At 68.4% G+C, this 15,039-nt stretch carries 19 protein-coding genes; 5 read left to right on the top strand and 14 right to left on the bottom strand.

Annotated features, from left to right (window positions below):
* Window positions 1-85: 85 nt before the first annotated feature.
* From AB0F51_RS10700 to AB0F51_RS10680, 5 genes are read right to left on the bottom strand one after another with little or no spacing between them, the layout of a single operon-like run.
* On the bottom strand, window positions 86-1,411 hold the full coding sequence (locus AB0F51_RS10700) for a type IV secretion system protein (protein ID WP_360277200.1): 1,326 nt from the start codon (window positions 1,409-1,411) through the stop codon (window positions 86-88).
* Window position 1,412: 1 nt separating this feature from the next.
* Window positions 1,413-2,279 (bottom strand): hypothetical protein, encoded by an 867-nt coding sequence (locus AB0F51_RS10695; RefSeq protein WP_360277197.1) that lies wholly within the window; start codon window positions 2,277-2,279, stop codon window positions 1,413-1,415.
* Complete coding sequence (locus tag AB0F51_RS10690; protein ID WP_360277194.1) at window positions 2,279-3,157, bottom strand: hypothetical protein; 879 nt, start codon at window positions 3,155-3,157, stop codon at window positions 2,279-2,281. Before AB0F51_RS10690 ends, AB0F51_RS10695 begins: the two co-directional genes overlap by 1 nt.
* Before the next feature lie 44 nt (window positions 3,158-3,201).
* Window positions 3,202-3,453, bottom strand: a complete 252-nt coding sequence (locus AB0F51_RS10685) for a conjugal transfer protein TrbC (protein ID WP_360277191.1) — start codon at window positions 3,451-3,453, stop codon at window positions 3,202-3,204.
* 29 nt (window positions 3,454-3,482) lie between these two features.
* The gene (locus tag AB0F51_RS10680; RefSeq protein WP_360277188.1) at window positions 3,483-4,115 is read right to left on the bottom strand and encodes a DUF6668 family protein; all 633 of its coding nucleotides are present in this window, start codon (window positions 4,113-4,115) and stop codon (window positions 3,483-3,485) included.
* A 246-nt stretch (window positions 4,116-4,361) separates the two neighbouring features.
* Here AB0F51_RS10680 and AB0F51_RS10675 point away from each other — a divergent pair, with 246 nt between their 5' ends.
* Window positions 4,362-5,759, top strand: a complete 1,398-nt coding sequence (locus tag AB0F51_RS10675; protein WP_360277185.1) for a PQQ-binding-like beta-propeller repeat protein — start codon at window positions 4,362-4,364, stop codon at window positions 5,757-5,759.
* A gap of 370 nt (window positions 5,760-6,129) precedes the next feature.
* Here the strand turns inward: AB0F51_RS10675 and rplI are convergent, their stop codons facing one another.
* The 5 genes from rplI to AB0F51_RS10650 all read right to left on the bottom strand — a co-directional run bounded on the left by rplI (window position 6,130) and on the right by AB0F51_RS10650 (window position 9,228).
* A complete protein-coding gene (rplI, locus tag AB0F51_RS10670) occupies window positions 6,130-6,576 on the bottom strand; it encodes a 50S ribosomal protein L9 (protein WP_360277183.1) in 447 nt (148 codons plus the stop codon).
* Between the two features lie 14 nt (window positions 6,577-6,590).
* A complete protein-coding gene (rpsR, locus tag AB0F51_RS10665) occupies window positions 6,591-6,824 on the bottom strand; it encodes a 30S ribosomal protein S18 (RefSeq protein ID WP_020390880.1) in 234 nt (77 codons plus the stop codon).
* A gap of 77 nt (window positions 6,825-6,901) precedes the next feature.
* Window positions 6,902-7,474, bottom strand: a complete 573-nt coding sequence (locus AB0F51_RS10660; RefSeq protein ID WP_360277180.1) for a single-stranded DNA-binding protein — start codon at window positions 7,472-7,474, stop codon at window positions 6,902-6,904.
* Between the two features lie 89 nt (window positions 7,475-7,563).
* Complete coding sequence (rpsF, locus tag AB0F51_RS10655) at window positions 7,564-7,854, bottom strand: 30S ribosomal protein S6 (RefSeq protein ID WP_164601910.1); 291 nt, start codon at window positions 7,852-7,854, stop codon at window positions 7,564-7,566.
* 186 nt (window positions 7,855-8,040) lie between these two features.
* Entirely contained in the window at window positions 8,041-9,228 is a 1,188-nt protein-coding gene (locus tag AB0F51_RS10650; protein WP_360277177.1) for an MFS transporter, read from the bottom strand.
* 93 nt (window positions 9,229-9,321) lie between these two features.
* Between AB0F51_RS10650 and AB0F51_RS10645 the strand changes: the two genes are divergently transcribed.
* Window positions 9,322-9,846 (top strand): Lrp/AsnC family transcriptional regulator, encoded by a 525-nt coding sequence (locus AB0F51_RS10645; RefSeq protein ID WP_360277174.1) that lies wholly within the window; start codon window positions 9,322-9,324, stop codon window positions 9,844-9,846.
* A gap of 10 nt (window positions 9,847-9,856) precedes the next feature.
* Window positions 9,857-10,660, top strand: coding sequence for a deoxyribonuclease IV (locus AB0F51_RS10640; protein WP_360277170.1), 804 nt, complete (start codon window positions 9,857-9,859; stop codon window positions 10,658-10,660).
* Here AB0F51_RS10640 and AB0F51_RS10635 read toward each other — a convergent pair.
* Window positions 10,657-11,052, bottom strand: coding sequence for a hypothetical protein (locus AB0F51_RS10635; RefSeq protein ID WP_360277167.1), 396 nt, complete (start codon window positions 11,050-11,052; stop codon window positions 10,657-10,659). The two genes, AB0F51_RS10640 and AB0F51_RS10635, sit on opposite strands and share 4 nt — an antisense overlap.
* 55 nt (window positions 11,053-11,107) lie before the next feature.
* On the opposite strand from AB0F51_RS10635, the gene AB0F51_RS10630 reads away from it, so the two are divergent.
* Window positions 11,108-11,647, top strand: a complete 540-nt coding sequence (locus tag AB0F51_RS10630) for an NUDIX domain-containing protein (protein ID WP_360277164.1) — start codon at window positions 11,108-11,110, stop codon at window positions 11,645-11,647.
* Here AB0F51_RS10630 and AB0F51_RS10625 read toward each other — a convergent pair.
* Together AB0F51_RS10625 and AB0F51_RS10620 are read right to left on the bottom strand one after the other, a co-directional pair.
* Window positions 11,616-12,818, bottom strand: a complete 1,203-nt coding sequence (locus AB0F51_RS10625) for an MFS transporter (protein WP_360277161.1) — start codon at window positions 12,816-12,818, stop codon at window positions 11,616-11,618. The genes AB0F51_RS10630 and AB0F51_RS10625 overlap by 32 nt on opposite strands.
* Window positions 12,818-13,537: an SDR family oxidoreductase gene (locus AB0F51_RS10620; RefSeq protein WP_360277158.1), complete on the bottom strand. Its 720-nt coding sequence runs from the start codon at window positions 13,535-13,537 to the stop codon at window positions 12,818-12,820. The genes AB0F51_RS10625 and AB0F51_RS10620 overlap by 1 nt, the downstream gene beginning before the upstream one ends.
* A gap of 48 nt (window positions 13,538-13,585) precedes the next feature.
* Here AB0F51_RS10620 and AB0F51_RS10615 point away from each other — a divergent pair, with 48 nt between their 5' ends.
* Window positions 13,586-14,362, top strand: a complete 777-nt coding sequence (locus AB0F51_RS10615) for a methyltransferase domain-containing protein (RefSeq protein WP_360277155.1) — start codon at window positions 13,586-13,588, stop codon at window positions 14,360-14,362.
* On the opposite strand, the gene AB0F51_RS10610 is transcribed toward AB0F51_RS10615, so the two are convergent.
* Window positions 14,350-14,916, bottom strand: coding sequence for a TetR/AcrR family transcriptional regulator (locus AB0F51_RS10610; protein WP_360277153.1), 567 nt, complete (start codon window positions 14,914-14,916; stop codon window positions 14,350-14,352). The genes AB0F51_RS10615 and AB0F51_RS10610 overlap by 13 nt on opposite strands.
* Window positions 14,917-15,039 lie beyond the last annotated feature (123 nt).

Genomic DNA, 15,039 nt, shown 5'->3' with positions numbered 1-15,039 from the left:
TCTGGGTGATCTCGACCGTGCCGATGCTGCTGCTGGCCCTGGTGATCGCGAACGCGCTGCACAACGCGACGCGGTTCCGCAGCTTCTACCATGCACCACCGGCCGCGCCACCACCGGCCGCACCGCCACCAGCAGCTCCACCGCCTGCGCCACCGCCGGCACCGCCGCCTGCGCCACCTCCAGCACCGCCGCCTCCAGCACCGCCGCCCCCGCCGCCACCGCCACCGCCGCCTCCGGACGAACCGCCACTGCTACCACTGGGCTGAGACGATCGGTTCTGGGAGCCACTCGGGCCTGAGGGTTGCTGACTCGACCGGCCGACGTTGCGGGCGCCACTGGGCCCGTCGCTCTCGCTCTTGGCGGACTCGCTCGCCTTGTCGGCGATCTTGTCCGCACCGATCATCTTGGCCGCGAGCATCCCGGCGCCGGCCGAACCGGCGGTCGCCGCGACCATCGGCGCGATGAAGCGCATCAGCGCGGGCAGCGCGAACAGGGCGAGGACCAGCATCGTCATTCCGACGACCATGTTCATCACCTGGGCGCCGATCGGCTCGCCGGTGAACTTCAGCCCGCGGCCGTTGTTGGACGCCAGCCGCAGCGCGGTCGCGTAGACCAGCGCCGCGACCGGTTTGTAGAGGACGAAGGCGAGCAGCCAGGACAGGATGCGCTTGAGCCAGCCCTTGCCCATCTCGGTGTTGGTCGCCGCCGCCGCGATCGGCAGTACGCCGAGCAGCAGGATCAGCATCCCGGTCCGGACAATCATCAGCACGACCTGGATCACCGAGGCGAGCAGGGTGAGGATGCCGATCGTGATCAGCAGTCCGATCCCGGCCCCGCCGCCCGCGGCGCTGAAGCCCATCACCGCGATCATCGCCTGACCGAAGGCGGTGCCCGACTTGGGCAGATCGCCGTCCTTGGTGCAGTGCCAGCCGGAGCCGTCGTTCTGCATCGCCGTGGTGACGATGCAGTTGGCGAACTGGTCACCGAACAGGATCAGGAGCTGGACCGCCCCGATGGCGAAAGCCGACACGATGGCGAAGGTGATCAGCGAGCGGAGCAGGTCCCGCAGCGGCTCGCCGCGATGGCTGATCGCCATCTGGATGGCCGCCACCATCACTCCGAGGACGGCGACGGCGATGCCGATGTACTGCGTGTGGGTCCAGATCCAGCCGACCGTCTCGCTGGCCGGCGCCCCGGTGTCCTCGTTGCCCACCCCGGGGGTCTTCACGAAGACCCAGAAGGTGCCGATGGTGGTGAACATGGTGCCGACGGCCTCGGCGATGATCTTGAGAATCGGTTCGAACATGAAGTCGATCAACTTTCCGACGGCGGTTCCAAGGACCCTCTTGACGGCCGCGATCAGGCAATCGAGCCAGTCGCCGGAGCAGAGTGTGATCAGCATCAGCTTCATGTCAGGCCGCCTTCGGCGACACGAAGCGGAGCAGGGCGGGCAGTGCGACGATCCCCATCACCATCATCGTCGCCCCGGTGATCACCTTGACGGTGCTGTCGGTCGGCGACGACATCAGCTTGATCGCGGTGGCGTAGATCAACGCCGCCACCGGTTTGTAGATCACGAAGGCGACCAGCCAGGCGATCGACCGCTTGAACCACATCATTCCCATCTCGGTGTTCGTCGCCGAGGCGGTCAGGGGCAGGACGCCGACCAGCATGATCAGCATCCCGTAGCGGATGACCATCAGGGCGAGCTGGATCAGCGCGCTGATCACCATCAGGATGCCGACCAGGATCACCAGGGCCAGACTGAGCCCGGCGTCCTCGAGCGGATTGACCATCTTCTTCGTGAGCTGGTCGGAGAACTGCGTGCCCCCGCCCAGTGCCCGGTTGATCACCCACTCGGAGAACTCGTCCGAGGCCTGGATCAGCAACGAGGCGAAGGCGGTGATCCCGGCCGACACCATCGCCATCGTGATCAGGCTCTTCATGATGTCGCGCAGCGGTTCACCGCGCTGGGAGACCGCCATCTTGATCGCACCGGCGATCACCGCGATCGACGCGGCCGCCACCAAGATGTACTGCGTGTGGCTCATCACGAACCCGACCGTCTCGTGGTTCTGCACGTCCGGGGAGTCGATCTTGATCCACAGGAAGCCGACCGCCTTCATCACCTCGGTGACGGCCTGCACCACCAGGAACTTGATGGCGTCGAGAATCAGCGAGAAGAGTCCGCCGATCCCCACCTCGACCGCCTTCTCCAGGAACCGGCTGACACACTCGCCCCAGTTCGGCGGCCACATGCAGTTGATCAGCGGGATCATCAGGCGCCTCCGAAGCGGACGTAGCCGTCCAGGGTCTGCAACACGTCGGGCTCGGCCTCACCGTTGAAGCTGCCGTCGGTCTGCAGCACGCCCTTCCAGTCACCGTCCGCCCAGGCCATGGTGACCGGCAGAGAGGCCACCTTGGCGTCGTCGAGCTGGACCGCGATCGCGATGATCGCGCGATCCGGCAGATAGTCGATCACCTTGAACCCGGTGAACTGCGCCATCCGGGGCGTCTCGGGACTCTGGGTGGGTGGCGTCGCGCTGCCTTCGGTCAAGGCCACCCTGCGGCCCTGGTTGGCGACGAACCGCTCCTGCAGCACGGCCATCGTCAGGTCGGGGTTGCGGATCTGCCCGAGCGTCACCATCGCGGCCAGCACCGCGCCGGTCGGCGAGTGGGCGAAACAGGAGCGGACGCCGGCACTGTTCATCACCGCCGGTCCCCCCTCCTGCTGCAGCGGGATCAGCATGTCCGCCTCGAACTCCCACGTCACGGCAGTGGGCGCCGTCTTGGGCCTGCGCTGATCCGGGTTCTTGTTCTTGCAACCGCCCACGCCCGGCTTCGGCCGGGTGGTCGGGCGCGTGGTCGGCGTACCGGTCGGCTCCGTGGTCGGTTCGTCGGTCGGAGTCGCCGCCGGGTCGGTCGGCTCACCAGTGGGCTGCTCGGTGGGAAGGGCCGTCGCGGTCGGGTTCGGCGACGACTGGCCGGCCGGGGTCTCGTCGCCACCGGCGAAGATCCAGACCAGGAGACACACCAGAACCGCGCCGATGACGATCGCCGAGGCGACGAACCCACGCTCCTGCCAGATGGCGGATCCGTCGCTCCCGGTGTCCGCGTCCCCGGAATCGGCGTCCGGGTCCCTGCTGAACAGTCCCACTCCCGCTCAGCCTCCGGCGACCAGCTGCTGCCGGGTGGCCTGCCTCACTTGAGCGCTTCCACGAGCAACGTCGACGACGCGATCACGACGCACGCTGCCATCACCCAGCCGAGGCGGGCGGCGTGCTCGCCACCTTCACCGCGGCGCTGGCCGACGGCCATCATGGCGCCGGCGATCAGGATGCCGAGAATGCAGACGGTGAACGCGATCCAGCGCACCCAGTCGACGATCTTGAGCAGTTTGTCCGCGCCAGGCGGCTCGGCGCCGGGACCGCCCATGATCAAGTCGGGGATCATTTGTACCAGCATCATCGGGGTGTGGCCTTTCAGTAGGGGGCGGGGTAACCCGCTTGATTCGACGCGCGAAGAGCGTAGATGGATTCAAGAACTTCGAAAACCTCGTCCGGGGTGTTGTCGGGTGTGGGATCTTCCCCCCTTCGCCACTCCTCGATCCAGGGAATGTCCCAGACCCTGGGGACGCCGCCGCCGACGATGTCGGCGAAGTCGTCCAGAACCCTGGGCAACCGGCCAGGAGCGTCGGCGATCAGCACGAGGCCGAGCACCGCGACTCCCTGCACCACACCGGACGCCCACTCGATCGCGGCGCGCTGAGCCGCCCGCAGACCCGAGCCGTGGGTCCTGGCGACCAGGACCACAGGCGTCGGCACCGGCGGCGGCGGGATCGGCCAGCGGTGGCCGGCCGCGCGCGTGCCGGGCAGCAGCAGCGACATCGTCGTCTCGCCGGATCCGCCGTGCACGCCCACCCACCACAAGGTGTCCGCGGCGGGAATGGCGAACTTGGGCAACCGCTGGTCCTCCGCCGGCGCCGGTACGCCGTGCTGTGGCGCGACCGGCCCTCGCGGCGTCAGATCCGCGGGCTGGGGTGGGCCTTGCTGCTGCAACGGACCCGGCTCCGGCGGTAGTTGCCGAGTCCACGGATTCTGCTGTGGTTGCGTCATGGCCCCTCCTCTCGCGGTGCGTCACAGGCTGTCGCCCACAGTATTCTCTCGCTATCCGGGTGCGCTGGCGTGACCCATCCACAGGCGAGGATGTTTCTACCCCCTTGTCGGGGTCAGACGAGCCGGCCGGCTCGTGTTCTGGCATGCCATCGGGCCGAAGCATGAGTTACGGGCCACGACATGCTAGAACGGCGTGGTCGGAGACGGACCAACGAGGGAGTTTTGTGGCTGGAATGAGAGGTCACGGTGGCTGAGAAGGGCATCCCATCCTGGCCGAAGGTGACGATCCGGCTGTACGACGACCACAACGCCGAGGTGAAGATCGCCGGGCGCAGTCATCCGGTCAACCACCACGACCCCCGGCAGGCGGCGATCCAGCTCGTCAGCGAGCGGGCGGCCCAGCTCGGCCGCGCGGTCAAGGCGACCGCGGTGGAGTCCGACGGCGCTTCCTGGCCGCTGATCATCCACCCGGACGGCCAGGTCGAATCCGTCGAGGTGGACACCAAGAAGAACAAGCCGATCTGGCCGATCATCGTGGCAACCGTCGTGGCCGGGCTGCTGATCGCGGCGACCGTCATCTACCTGGTCGTGCTGCGCCCGCCCGACGCCGCCCCCAAACCGACCGTCTCGCCGAAGCTGCCGGCTCTGCCCACTCCGAGCGTCGGGCCGGATCAGTTCGCCCGGCCGGCCCCGCCCGGCTGGTCGACCAACGCCAGCTGGACCGTGGACCTCAAGCGGGGCACCGAGCCGGCCGTCTCGCCCGACGGCAGCGAGGTCGCGATCATCACCAAGGACGACAAGATCGCCGTCTTCGACAGCTCCGGCAAGGTGCTGTGGCAGGACAAGGTGCCGCGCAGCGCATTGAGCCCCGTCTACACCACGATCGACTCCAAGCGGGTTGTCGCGGTCGCGGCGCCGGAATCCTTGTTCTACTGGGCCGGTGACGGTGCACAAGCCACCGAACTGAACCTGCCGGACTCGGCGCGAGTCCGCTTCTTCGGTACGTCGCCGCTGGTCGTGCTGAGGAGCGATGCCGGCGCGAGCGTTGTCTCGGGCGGCGAACTCAAGCCGCTCCCGACCCCGCCCCGGTCGGCCACTCTGCTGCTGGCCGAGGGCGAAAAGGCCCTGCTGGCGCGGTACGCCGGTCCGCTGTACTGGCAGCAGCCCGGCAAGGAAACAGTCACGCTGGAGCCCGCGCGGCCGAAAGGCGCGACCAGCATCCACCACATCGTTGCCGCGAGCCCCGGTCAGGTGTTGGTGATCTGGAACACCAAGTCCCCCGAAAAGGTGATCCCCACGGTGAACTCCACCGTGAACGGCGCTGTCGTCGCCACCTGCCCGAGCGTGACCATGAGCCAGGTAGGTGGCTGGCGTTGGGTGCCGGACGAGGGCCGGAAGGTCGCGGCCTGGGGTGAGTGCATGATCAACTACACCACCAACACGACCTCGCTCTTCGAGAACTTCCAGCCCCAGTCGATCACCGGCACGACGGTCTACGGCACCCTCGCCAGCAACCCGTACGCCGGTACGCCGACCGGCAAGTTCCACCAACTGCCCAAGGAGACGGCCCGGCCGTGGGGTGTGGCCGGTCCGCACGCGATCGTCGTCCACAACTCGGTCCTGTACGCACTGGACAAGCTGTGAGGAACCGCCTGCTGGCCGGCCTCCTCGGCACACTGATACTGCTGACACCCGCTATCACCGCGGCCGCGGCCGATGACCCGGACCCGCCCGAGTGGCCAAAAGTCCAACCAAACAGCATCGGCGGCGGCACAGCAGACGACCCCAGCCCGGTCGACTGGCCCGACATCACCAAACCCGCCACCGGCACAGCCAGCGACCCCAAACCAGTCGAGTGGCCCGCCCCCCTGCAAACCTGAACATCCCAGCCGAAGCTGGTTGCCGTAGGCACCCGCCCTCTCGGCTCCTGCGTCGGCAGTTCCCACGCAAATGCGAAGGCCCGCCTCTGGGTTAGAGAGGCGGGCCTTCGGGGTGTTGCTTTGAGGTGTGGCCGTCAGACGGCTACGACCTCGAGACGTACGGTGGCGGCCACGTCGGGGTGCAGCTGCACCGAGACCTGGTGCTTGCCGGTGGTCTTGATCGGCGAACCGATCGCGATCGCACGCTTCTCGACCAGCGGGCCGCCGGCGGACTTGATCGCGCCGGCGATGTCCGCCGGGGTGACCGAGCCGAACAGGCGACCGGTCTCGCCGGCCTTCACGTCCAGCTTGACGCCGAGCTGCTCGAGCTGGTTCTTGACCTCGCTCGCGTGCTCCTTGCCCTGGATCGCCCGGGCGTCACGCGCCCGCTTGATCGACTGGATCTGCTTCTCCGCGCCACGGGTCCAGCCGATGGCCAGACCACGCGGTACGAGGTAGTTGCGGCCGTAACCGTCCTTGACCTCGACGATGTCGCCGGGGGCTCCGAGGCCCTCGACCTCCTGCGCCAGGATGAGCTTCATGTCTCAGACCTCCCTCAGCGAGCGGTGCTCGTGTAAGGCAGCAGAGCCACCTCGCGAGCGTTCTTGATTGCGGTGGCCACATCGCGCTGGTGCTGCACGCAGTTGCCCGTCACCCGACGCGCGCGGATCTTGCCGCGGTCGGAGATGAACTTGCGCAGCAAGCCGGTGTCCTTGTAATCGACGTACGTTGCCTTGTCCTTGCAGAAGCCGCAGACCTTCTTCTTCGGCTTCCGAATGATCTTGGCCATTGTGGTGCTCTCTTCCTACTACTAGAGCCCGGCTACTGCCGGAATGGTCACTCGGTTAAACATGGGTTCCGACCGGATCAGAACGGAGGCTCTTCCATCGAGCCGCCGCCGCTCTGGCCCGCCCAGGGGTCGTTCTGCGGAGCGGACTGGCCGCCACCGCCACCGCCACCGGCCGGCGTCGCCCAGGGGTCGTTCTGCGGGGCAGCACCCTGCCCACCGCCGAAACCACCACCCTGGTTGCCGCCGCCACCACCGAAGCCGCCGCCGTCGCCGCCGGGACCCGAGCGCATCGCCTTGGTCACCTTGGCGGTGGCGCTGCGCAGGCTCGGGCCCACCTCGTCGACGTCGATCTCGAAGACCGTGCGCTTGTTGCCCTCACGGTCGTCGTACGAGCGCGACTTCAGCCGGCCCTGCACGATCACGCGCATGCCGCGCTGCAGCGACTCGGCCACGTTCTCCGCGGCCTGCCGCCAGACGGAACAACTCAGGAACAGCGACTCGCCGTCCTTCCATTCACCTGACTGCCGGTCGTACGTCCGCGGGGTCGACGCGACGCGGAAGTTCGCGACGGCCGCACCGGACGGGGTGAACCGGAGTTCAGGGTCGTCGACAAGATTGCCGACCAGTGTGACGACGGTTTCGCCTGCCATTGCCGTTCCTCCTGCTTTCGGGTGTGGCTGTGTCTACAGCTATCAGTAGCGGATGGCACCGACACTGGAGCTGCTGACGACCCCAGGGATCAGTGCTGGTCCGGACGGATGACCTTGGTGCGCAGGATCGACTCGTTCAGCGTGAGCTGACGGTCGAGTTCCTTCACGACCGCCGGCGTGGCGGTCAGGTCGATGATGGCGTAAATGCCCTCGGACTTCTTCTTGACGTCGTAGGCCAGCTTGCGACGGCCCCAGATGTCGAGCTTCTCGACCGTGCCACCTTCCTTGCGGACGATGTTCAGGTACGTGTCGAGGGACGGTTCCACGGTGCGCTCTTCGAGCTCAGGGTCGAGGATCACCATGACTTCATAACGACGCATGCGCGAACTCCACCTCCTTCGGACTTTGGCGGCCACGGTCTTTCCGTGGCAGGAGGGCGATGCGTGCCCGGCGCCGGCAATCGCCGCCGGCGTCGAACTGGGTAGAACTTGGGTCAAGCAGTAAGCCCGGTCGAAGGACCGGGCCCACACCAACAGAATACCAGCGCCTGGACGTGCTCTTGACCACTATCCACAGGCCTGTTCCGGGGCACCCGAACCCACGAGGGTTCCAGCCGGTACCGGCGCATCCGGCCGACGGCGCCAGGCGACAACCACGAGCAGCGGAAGACCCAGTACTACGGAGACTACCGCCAGCAACAGGAACCCGCCGGCCGAGAAGAGCCAGGTCGACGCGGCCGTGGCAAGCGCGGAGACTGCCCAGACCCCAGCCTCGACGCGACTCTCGAGGCGTGACCCACCGGCGAGCATGGCGCTGCCGCCCAGATAGCAGAGGTTCCAGCCGTATCCGAGCAGGAACAGGGCCAGAGTGAAGGTCGATCTGCTCGGCCCGGCCACTGTCAGTGCCGAGACGATGACAGTTGCGAGTCCCGCGATCACGACCGGCCGCGGTCCAGCCCGGTCGATCCACCAGCCGGTAATCGGAGCGAAGGCGAACATCCCCAGCGTGTGGACGGACAGCATCAGGCCGAGCGCCCCGAGCCCCTGTCCGTGGTGATGCACGTGGACCGGCACCGAGGTCATCATGGCGACCATCACCAGCTGACCGATCAACATCACCCCAGCAGCCACAACCACCGTCGCATCCAAGCGAACAGGCACCTCGCCGTGCTGCGGCTCCGACAACTCGTACTGCGGCTGCTGGGGCGGGCAAATCCGGCTGGCTGCGAGTAGTGCCGCAAAGGTGGCCGCTACGGCGAGCACGAACGGCCCTGCCAGAGGCGGCAGCCCAAGCGAGGTCGCCACCGACTGGGCCGGCTGCAGAAGGAACGGCCCGCCGGCCGCGCCCGCAGTACTGGCCCAGACGACTGTGCTCATGGCTGCGGCTCGGCGCCGGGGGTCTACCGCGTCAGCGGCGGCGTACCGGGACAGGAGGCTTGCCGCGTTGCCGGCGCCGAGCAGGAGCATTCCTACGAAGAGCAGTGCGACGGGTGCGCCCACAGCGGCGAGCACTGTCAAGGCACCGCCCGCCACAGCCACGCAGTACCCCGCCCTGAGAGCTTGGGCCCGGCCGAACCGGGCAGTCCATCTGCCGACGGCTACTGCGCCCGCTGCCGTGCCCAGTACGCCGGCCGTGTTCGGCAATCCGGCCAGCCCCGGCGACAGGTCTTCAGCGATCAGGATCGTGCTCACGGCGCTCGCGGCGACCATCGCGGCGTTCATCAGGGCGGCGGCCAGAATGACGGGAATCAGCATGTCTCAACGCTAGAAAGGCTGATCGGTCCACAGAATGCGCGAAACAAGGCATCAGGTCTTGCGAAGCCGCGATATCGAAGGTGTTCTGGACAGATGACCTTTCAGGAGCGAAACCTGGACGCCACTGACTGGCAGATCCTGGCGGAGCTGCAGGCTGACGGGCGACTGTCCTACAACCAGCTGGGCAAGCGGGTGAACCTGTCGCCACCGGCTGTTGCGGACCGGGTACGCCGGTTGGAGGAGTCCGGCGTGATCGTCGGCTACAAGGCGCAGGTCGATCCGGCGCGCGCGGGTCAGCCGCTGTCCGCCTTCGTGCAGATGCGGTGCACCACCGGGCGCTGCCTGTTGAAGACGACACGCGCCCAGGACTTCCCCGAAGTACTGGAGATCCACAAGCTCAGCGGCAACTCCTGCACGATGCTGCGGGTCCGGGTGGCCTCCATGCGGCATCTGGAGGGGCTCTTCGAACGGCTCGGCGAGCATGGGGAGATCAACACTCATGTGGTGCTCTCCACGGAGTTCGAGGGCCGTCCGGTCCAGCCGCCGGTGGAGGACGCCAGGCCGGTCACCCGCTCCGAGGGCTGGGGGTCGCCAGGAACTGTCGGCGGCCGGTCATAGGGTGACTGGCATGAGCTTGAAGCTAGGGGCGCACGTCGAGCAGATCGACCCGTTGGCCGAGGCCGCCGATCGGGGAGCCGAGCTGGTCCAGTTCTTCCTCGGCAACCCGCAGGACTACAAGGCGCCGAAGGTCGCGTACGCCGACGGCGCGGAGGCGCTGAAGTCTCGCGCCGAAGCCGCCGGCGTCGACCTGTACGTGCACGCGCCGTACCGGCTGAACGTGGCGACCCTGAACAACCGGATCCGGATCCCGAGCCGCAAGCTGCTGCAGCAGACGCTCGACAAGGCGGCCGAGATCGGCGCCAAGGGCGTCATCGTGCACGGCGGGCACGTCGGCGAGGAGGACGACCCCGAGGCGGGCTTCGACAACTGGCGCAAGTGCATCGAGCGCGCCGACCTGCCGGTCCCGCTGCTGATCGAGAACACCGCGGGCGGCGAGAACGCGATGGCCCGCAAGCTGGACCGGATCGCCCGGCTGTGGGACGCGGTGCAGAAGTCCGGCAACGAGAACGTCGACCGGGTCGGCTTCTGCCTGGACACCTGTCACTTCCACGCGGCCGGCGAGGAGCTGCCGACCGTGGTCAAGAAGGTCAAGGCGATCACCGGCCGGATCGACCTGGTGCACGCGAACGGGTCGCGCGACGCGTTCGGCTCAGGCGCTGACCGGCACAGCAACTTCGAGGAGGGCGAGATCGACCCGGCCGAGATCGTCGCGGTGGTCAAGGCCGCCGACGCTCCAGTGGTGGTCGAGACGCCGAACGGCGAACAGGGCCAGAAGGCCGACCTCGACTACCTGCGGACCCACCTCACCTAGGCAGCAGGGCGGTTCAGGTTGTGCAGCCAGTAGGTGATGCCCCACGGCAGCAGGAGCGCGAGGCCGCCGGTCTCGCGGCCGGGGATCAGGATGTCGGCGCCCACCGCGATGACCAGGCAGACGGCTGACAGCTGGAACAGGTTCGTCCGGCCGACCTGGGTGCCCAGCGTCACCCGGCCGAGCGCGCACGCGACGTACAGAGTGATCAGGGCGAGGACTGAGAGTGCGGCCAGCGCGACACCGACCCAGGCCCCGGTGCCGTAGCTGTCGGCCGACTTGGTGATGTCGGCGACCAGGAACACGCCGACGAACACGGTGAGCGCGGCGCAGACCCACAGGACGCGGAGGGTGGTGCGCTGGGCGCGCTCGGGATTCGGTTCGGCAGCAGCCATGCGCGGGACGCTACCGCAGACCGGCAGCGGACCCGCACCAGGCGAGAATGACCCGATGCAGACCTGGGCGGATCGGTTTCCCGACTTGTATGCACCCGGCCACTGGCCCTGGGGTGAACTCGACGTTCAGTTCGGTACCGAGCAGCCGCCCGACGAGCTGATCAGCAACGCCCATGTCGTCGGCCGGACCGACGGCGGCATCGTGGTCTGCGCGAACGACCTGGGTTGGCGCTTCCTGCCCGGCGGCACCCGCGAGCCGGACGAGACGGTCGACCAACTGGTGGAACGCGAACTCCTCGAGGAAGCCGGCGCCCGAGTGACCGGCCCGCTGATCTGGCTGGGCGGGCATCGGGCCGACCATCGCCGCCCGGCGCCGTACCGGCCGCATCTGCCGCATCCGGTCTCGTACTGGGCCAACTACGTGGTCGACGTCGTGGTCGATGCCAAGCCGACCAATCCCCCGGACGGCGAGCAGATCACCGAGGTCCTGGTCCTCCCGCCGGACGAGGCGATCGAGTATCTCGACGCGAGGGAGGACAACGACGGCGTGATGGGCAACCTGGTCAGGCTGGCACAGGCGATGCGGCTCGTCTGACCGACCGCCACGGCAGCACGAAGGCGCTGACCAGGCACAACGCACCGGCGACCACCATCGCAGTACGCAGGCTGGTCAGCCCAGCCAGTACGCCGCCCGCTGCCATGAACGCGGGCTGGACGGATCGCGAGGTGATCGACCACGACGTGAGCACTCGCGCCATGAACCCGTCGTCGGTCACCTCCATCCGGTACGTCGCGAACGACGGGTTGAACGCGCCGGCGGCAACCAGCAGACACGTCTCGGCGACGATCAGGAGCACGAAGCCGTCGACGCCTGAAGTTGCCAAGGGCAACAACAGCATCCACGGCGTGCGCAGTACGCCGAAGACCAGCAGCATGCGGTGCAGCCCCAGCCAACGGGTGAGGCGAGGTGCGAGCCAGGCGCCGAGCACGCCACCGAGACACGGCACGCCGGCCACGAAGCCGTACTGCCACGGCTGCATGTGCAGGTCGCGAAGCATCAGCACCGGGAGGAGCGGGGCGGTCATCATCAGCGGGCCGCCGAAGAGCTGGGAGTTCCAGAACAGGGAGCGCAGGCCGCGGTCACGCCAGATGTAGCGCCAGCCGGCGGTGAGGTCGCGACGGGTCTGGCGGCGTACCGGTGCAGGCTCGGGCCGCCGGATGCGGCGGACGCCGAGAGCTGACAGCAGGTACGAGAAGGCGTCGATCGCCAGCGTGAGCGGCGCTCCGACCAGGGTGACCAGTGCGCCGCCGATCGGCGGGCCGACGCTCAGCGTGGTCCAGGTGGTCGACTCGAAGCGGCTGTTCGCCTCAGCTCGGCTCTCGGCCGACACCAGCGCCTTCAGGTGCGCGCCACTCGCGGCCGTGAACGCGATCAGCGCAGCGCCCTGGACGACGCCGACCACACAGAGCTGGCTGTAGGTGAGCACGCCGAGCCATGCGGCGACCGGCACGCTCAGCAGCGCTCCGAACCGCACCAGGTCCGCCGCGATCATCACCGGCCGCTTGCGGTGCTGCTCGATGAAGTCGCCCATCGGCAGGGCCAGCACTGCCCCTGCCACCGCCGACAGGGCAGCCAGCAGCGAGACCTGGAAGGTGCTCACGTCGAGGACAAGCACCGCGACCAGCGGCAACGCGCCGTACCCGATCCCACTCCCGATCGCGCTGATCGCAAAAGCGGCCCACAACCGCCGGAAGTCCTGACTCATCAACGGACGAGGTTGAGGCCGCCGTCGAGAAGGATGACTTCACCGGTCAGGTAGTCGTGTCCAGCGAGCGTTGCGATCAGGTCGGCGACGTCGGATGGCTGCGCTGCTCGCCGCATCGGGCTCACGGTTTTCCACAGCTCCTGGGCGGCGGTCCAGTCAGCGGTCATCGGAGTGTCGACCAGCCCGGGCGCGACGGCATTCACCCGTACTTCGGGGCCGAGCGCCGCGGCGAGCAGCTTGGTCACGTGGTTCAGCGCCGCCTTGCTTGCGGCGTACGCGATCGAGCTGCCCTTCGGGCGGACGCCGGCATGGCTGGTGACGTTCACGATGGCGCCTCGCGACTCGCGGAGCGCCGGCAGGGCAGCAGTACAGAGCAACCAGGGTGCGATCAGGTTGACCTCGAGCAGCCGGCGCCAGTCCGCGGCAGTCAGCGCATCAAGCTCAGCGTGCGGCACAGGCCAGCTGATGCCGGCGTTGTTCACCAATACGTCGAGACGCCCGTGCGCGGCAAGCACCTGTGGCACCAGCCCGGCCGCTTCATCCTCCTGCTCGAGGTCAGCCTGCAGGTAGCTCCCCCCGAGCTCCGCAGCCAGCGCCTCCCCCGCCTCCCGGCTACTGCGCGAGTGCACCACCACTGTCAGCCCGTCAGCGGCGAACCGCCTAGCAGTCGCCTCCCCGATCCCAGAGGTCGACCCAGTCACCAACGCCACCTTGTCCATGGCCCCACCCTAGAAAACGCCGTGCGCGGGCCCAGCACCGTCCGTACGGTGGAGCGCATGCTTCCCTACGCCGAGCTCGTCGACCAGGCTCTCTCCGCCTCCTTCCAAGGCTGGGACTTCGGATGGCTCGGCGACCGGGCGACCAGTCGCCCCCTGTCCTGGTCGTACGACGACCTGGCGCGGGCCGAGCTCCAGCGGGCGACCCGGCTCCTCGACCTGGACACCGGCGGCGGCGAACTCCTGGCCTCGTTCGCTCCCTTGCCGGAGGCAACCATCGCGACCGAGGGGCACCTCCCGAACCTGCCGATCGCCCGCGACCGGCTGGGCCCGCTCGGCGTCGACGTCCGCATGCACGCCGGCACGGACCCACTGCCGGTGGATGACGACTCCGTCGACCTGGTCCTGAACCGCCACGGCCGGCTGACCCCCTCCGAGGTGGCCCGGGTACTACGCCCCGGCGGCATCCTGCTGACCCAGCAAGTCGGCGGCCACAACGACCGCGGCATCAACGAAGCACTCGGCGCTCCGGCCAGCGCCGTCCCGCCAGGCTCTCCCGAAGCCGGTACTGCGGAAGCCCTCGTGCGGACCCTTGTCGCCCAGGGCTTCGAGATGCTGGAGGTCGCTGAGGAGTACCCGGAGTTCGCCTTCGCCGACGTCGGCGCGCTGGTCTACCACCTCAAGGCGATCCCGTGGCAGGTGCCGGACTTCGACGTGGACAAGTACGAGCCGGCGCTGCGGGCGCTCGACCAGCAGATCCGGGCCACCGGGCCGTTCGTCGTACGGAACCATCGGTTCCGGATCCGGGCCCGGCTTCAGGCGCGGTAGCGCAGGCCGTCCAGGAGCAGGTCGAGCAGGCGGCCGGCCTGCTCGCGGTTGGAGCCGACGGCCAGCGCGACTCCGCTCAGGCTCGCCAGCACGTCCTCGGCAGCGAAATCCTCGCGGATCTCGCCGGCCGCGGCGGCAGCCTCCAGCAGCGGCTGGATCGCGCCCACCAACAGCTCGAAGCTGTGCGCGTACGGATCGGCTCCGGAGGCGATCAGGGCTCGCAGCGCGTCGGCCATCCCGATCTTGCGGGTCATGAAGTCGACGAAGCGGTCCATCCAGGCCCGGGTCGCCTCGACCGGGGACATGGCGGTGAGCAGTTCGGGGGCGGCGGCACAGACCGCCGCGAGCTCGTTGCGGTAGACCGCCTCGACCAGCGCTTCGCGGGTCGGGAAGTGCCGGTAGAGCGTGCCGATCCCGACACCGGCGTTCTTGGCGATCCCCTCCAGCGTCGCCTCGGAGCCACAGTTCACGAAGGCCCGGGCCGCGGCGTCGAGCAGCAGCTCGCGGTTGCGCTGGGCGTCCGCGCGCAGCGGACGGTCACCTGGCGCACCCATTTGTTCCCCCTCTCCCCGGGTAAACCACGAACCTAGCCGACCTGGATCGCCGGTGGCGGGAGCGTCCTTCGATCGCGCTCAGCGGTCAGGCTCTCCGGCTCGGCTACGGTCTGGCGCCTCGGG

It is taken from the genome of Kribbella sp. NPDC023855 (assembly GCF_040639475.1).
Classification (GTDB): Bacteria; Actinomycetota; Actinomycetes; order Propionibacteriales; family Kribbellaceae; genus Kribbella.
The sequence above is the reverse complement of the archived record's forward strand: the minus strand, read 5'-3'. Positions and strand labels throughout refer to the sequence as shown.

What these genes read in the sequence shown, in the direction of transcription:
- AB0F51_RS10610 (WP_360277153.1), bottom strand. Translation starts at nt 14,916, where the DNA reads ATGGGTGCGCCAGGTGACCGTCCGCTGCGCGCGGACGCCCAGCGCAAC.
- AB0F51_RS10685 (WP_360277191.1), bottom strand. Translation starts at nt 3,453, where the DNA reads ATGATCCCCGACTTGATCATGGGCGGTCCCGGCGCCGAGCCGCCTGGC.
- AB0F51_RS10660 (WP_360277180.1), bottom strand. Translation starts at nt 7,474, where the DNA reads ATGGCAGGCGAAACCGTCGTCACACTGGTCGGCAATCTTGTCGACGAC.
- AB0F51_RS10640 (WP_360277170.1), top strand. Translation starts at nt 9,857, where the DNA reads ATGAGCTTGAAGCTAGGGGCGCACGTCGAGCAGATCGACCCGTTGGCC.
- AB0F51_RS10635 (WP_360277167.1), bottom strand. Translation starts at nt 11,052, where the DNA reads ATGGCTGCTGCCGAACCGAATCCCGAGCGCGCCCAGCGCACCACCCTC.
- AB0F51_RS10620 (WP_360277158.1), bottom strand. Translation starts at nt 13,537, where the DNA reads ATGGACAAGGTGGCGTTGGTGACTGGGTCGACCTCTGGGATCGGGGAG.
- rpsR (WP_020390880.1), bottom strand. Translation starts at nt 6,824, where the DNA reads ATGGCCAAGATCATTCGGAAGCCGAAGAAGAAGGTCTGCGGCTTCTGC.
- AB0F51_RS10630 (WP_360277164.1), top strand. Translation starts at nt 11,108, where the DNA reads ATGCAGACCTGGGCGGATCGGTTTCCCGACTTGTATGCACCCGGCCAC.
- AB0F51_RS10625 (WP_360277161.1), bottom strand. Translation starts at nt 12,818, where the DNA reads ATGAGTCAGGACTTCCGGCGGTTGTGGGCCGCTTTTGCGATCAGCGCG.
- AB0F51_RS10700 (WP_360277200.1), bottom strand. Translation starts at nt 1,411, where the DNA reads ATGAAGCTGATGCTGATCACACTCTGCTCCGGCGACTGGCTCGATTGC.
- AB0F51_RS10645 (WP_360277174.1), top strand. Translation starts at nt 9,322, where the DNA reads ATGACCTTTCAGGAGCGAAACCTGGACGCCACTGACTGGCAGATCCTG.
- rplI (WP_360277183.1), bottom strand. Translation starts at nt 6,576, where the DNA reads ATGAAGCTCATCCTGGCGCAGGAGGTCGAGGGCCTCGGAGCCCCCGGC.
- AB0F51_RS10695 (WP_360277197.1), bottom strand. Translation starts at nt 2,279, where the DNA reads ATGATCCCGCTGATCAACTGCATGTGGCCGCCGAACTGGGGCGAGTGT.
- AB0F51_RS10650 (WP_360277177.1), bottom strand. Translation starts at nt 9,228, where the DNA reads ATGCTGATTCCCGTCATTCTGGCCGCCGCCCTGATGAACGCCGCGATG.
- AB0F51_RS10680 (WP_360277188.1), bottom strand. Translation starts at nt 4,115, where the DNA reads ATGACGCAACCACAGCAGAATCCGTGGACTCGGCAACTACCGCCGGAG.
- rpsF (WP_164601910.1), bottom strand. Translation starts at nt 7,854, where the DNA reads ATGCGTCGTTATGAAGTCATGGTGATCCTCGACCCTGAGCTCGAAGAG.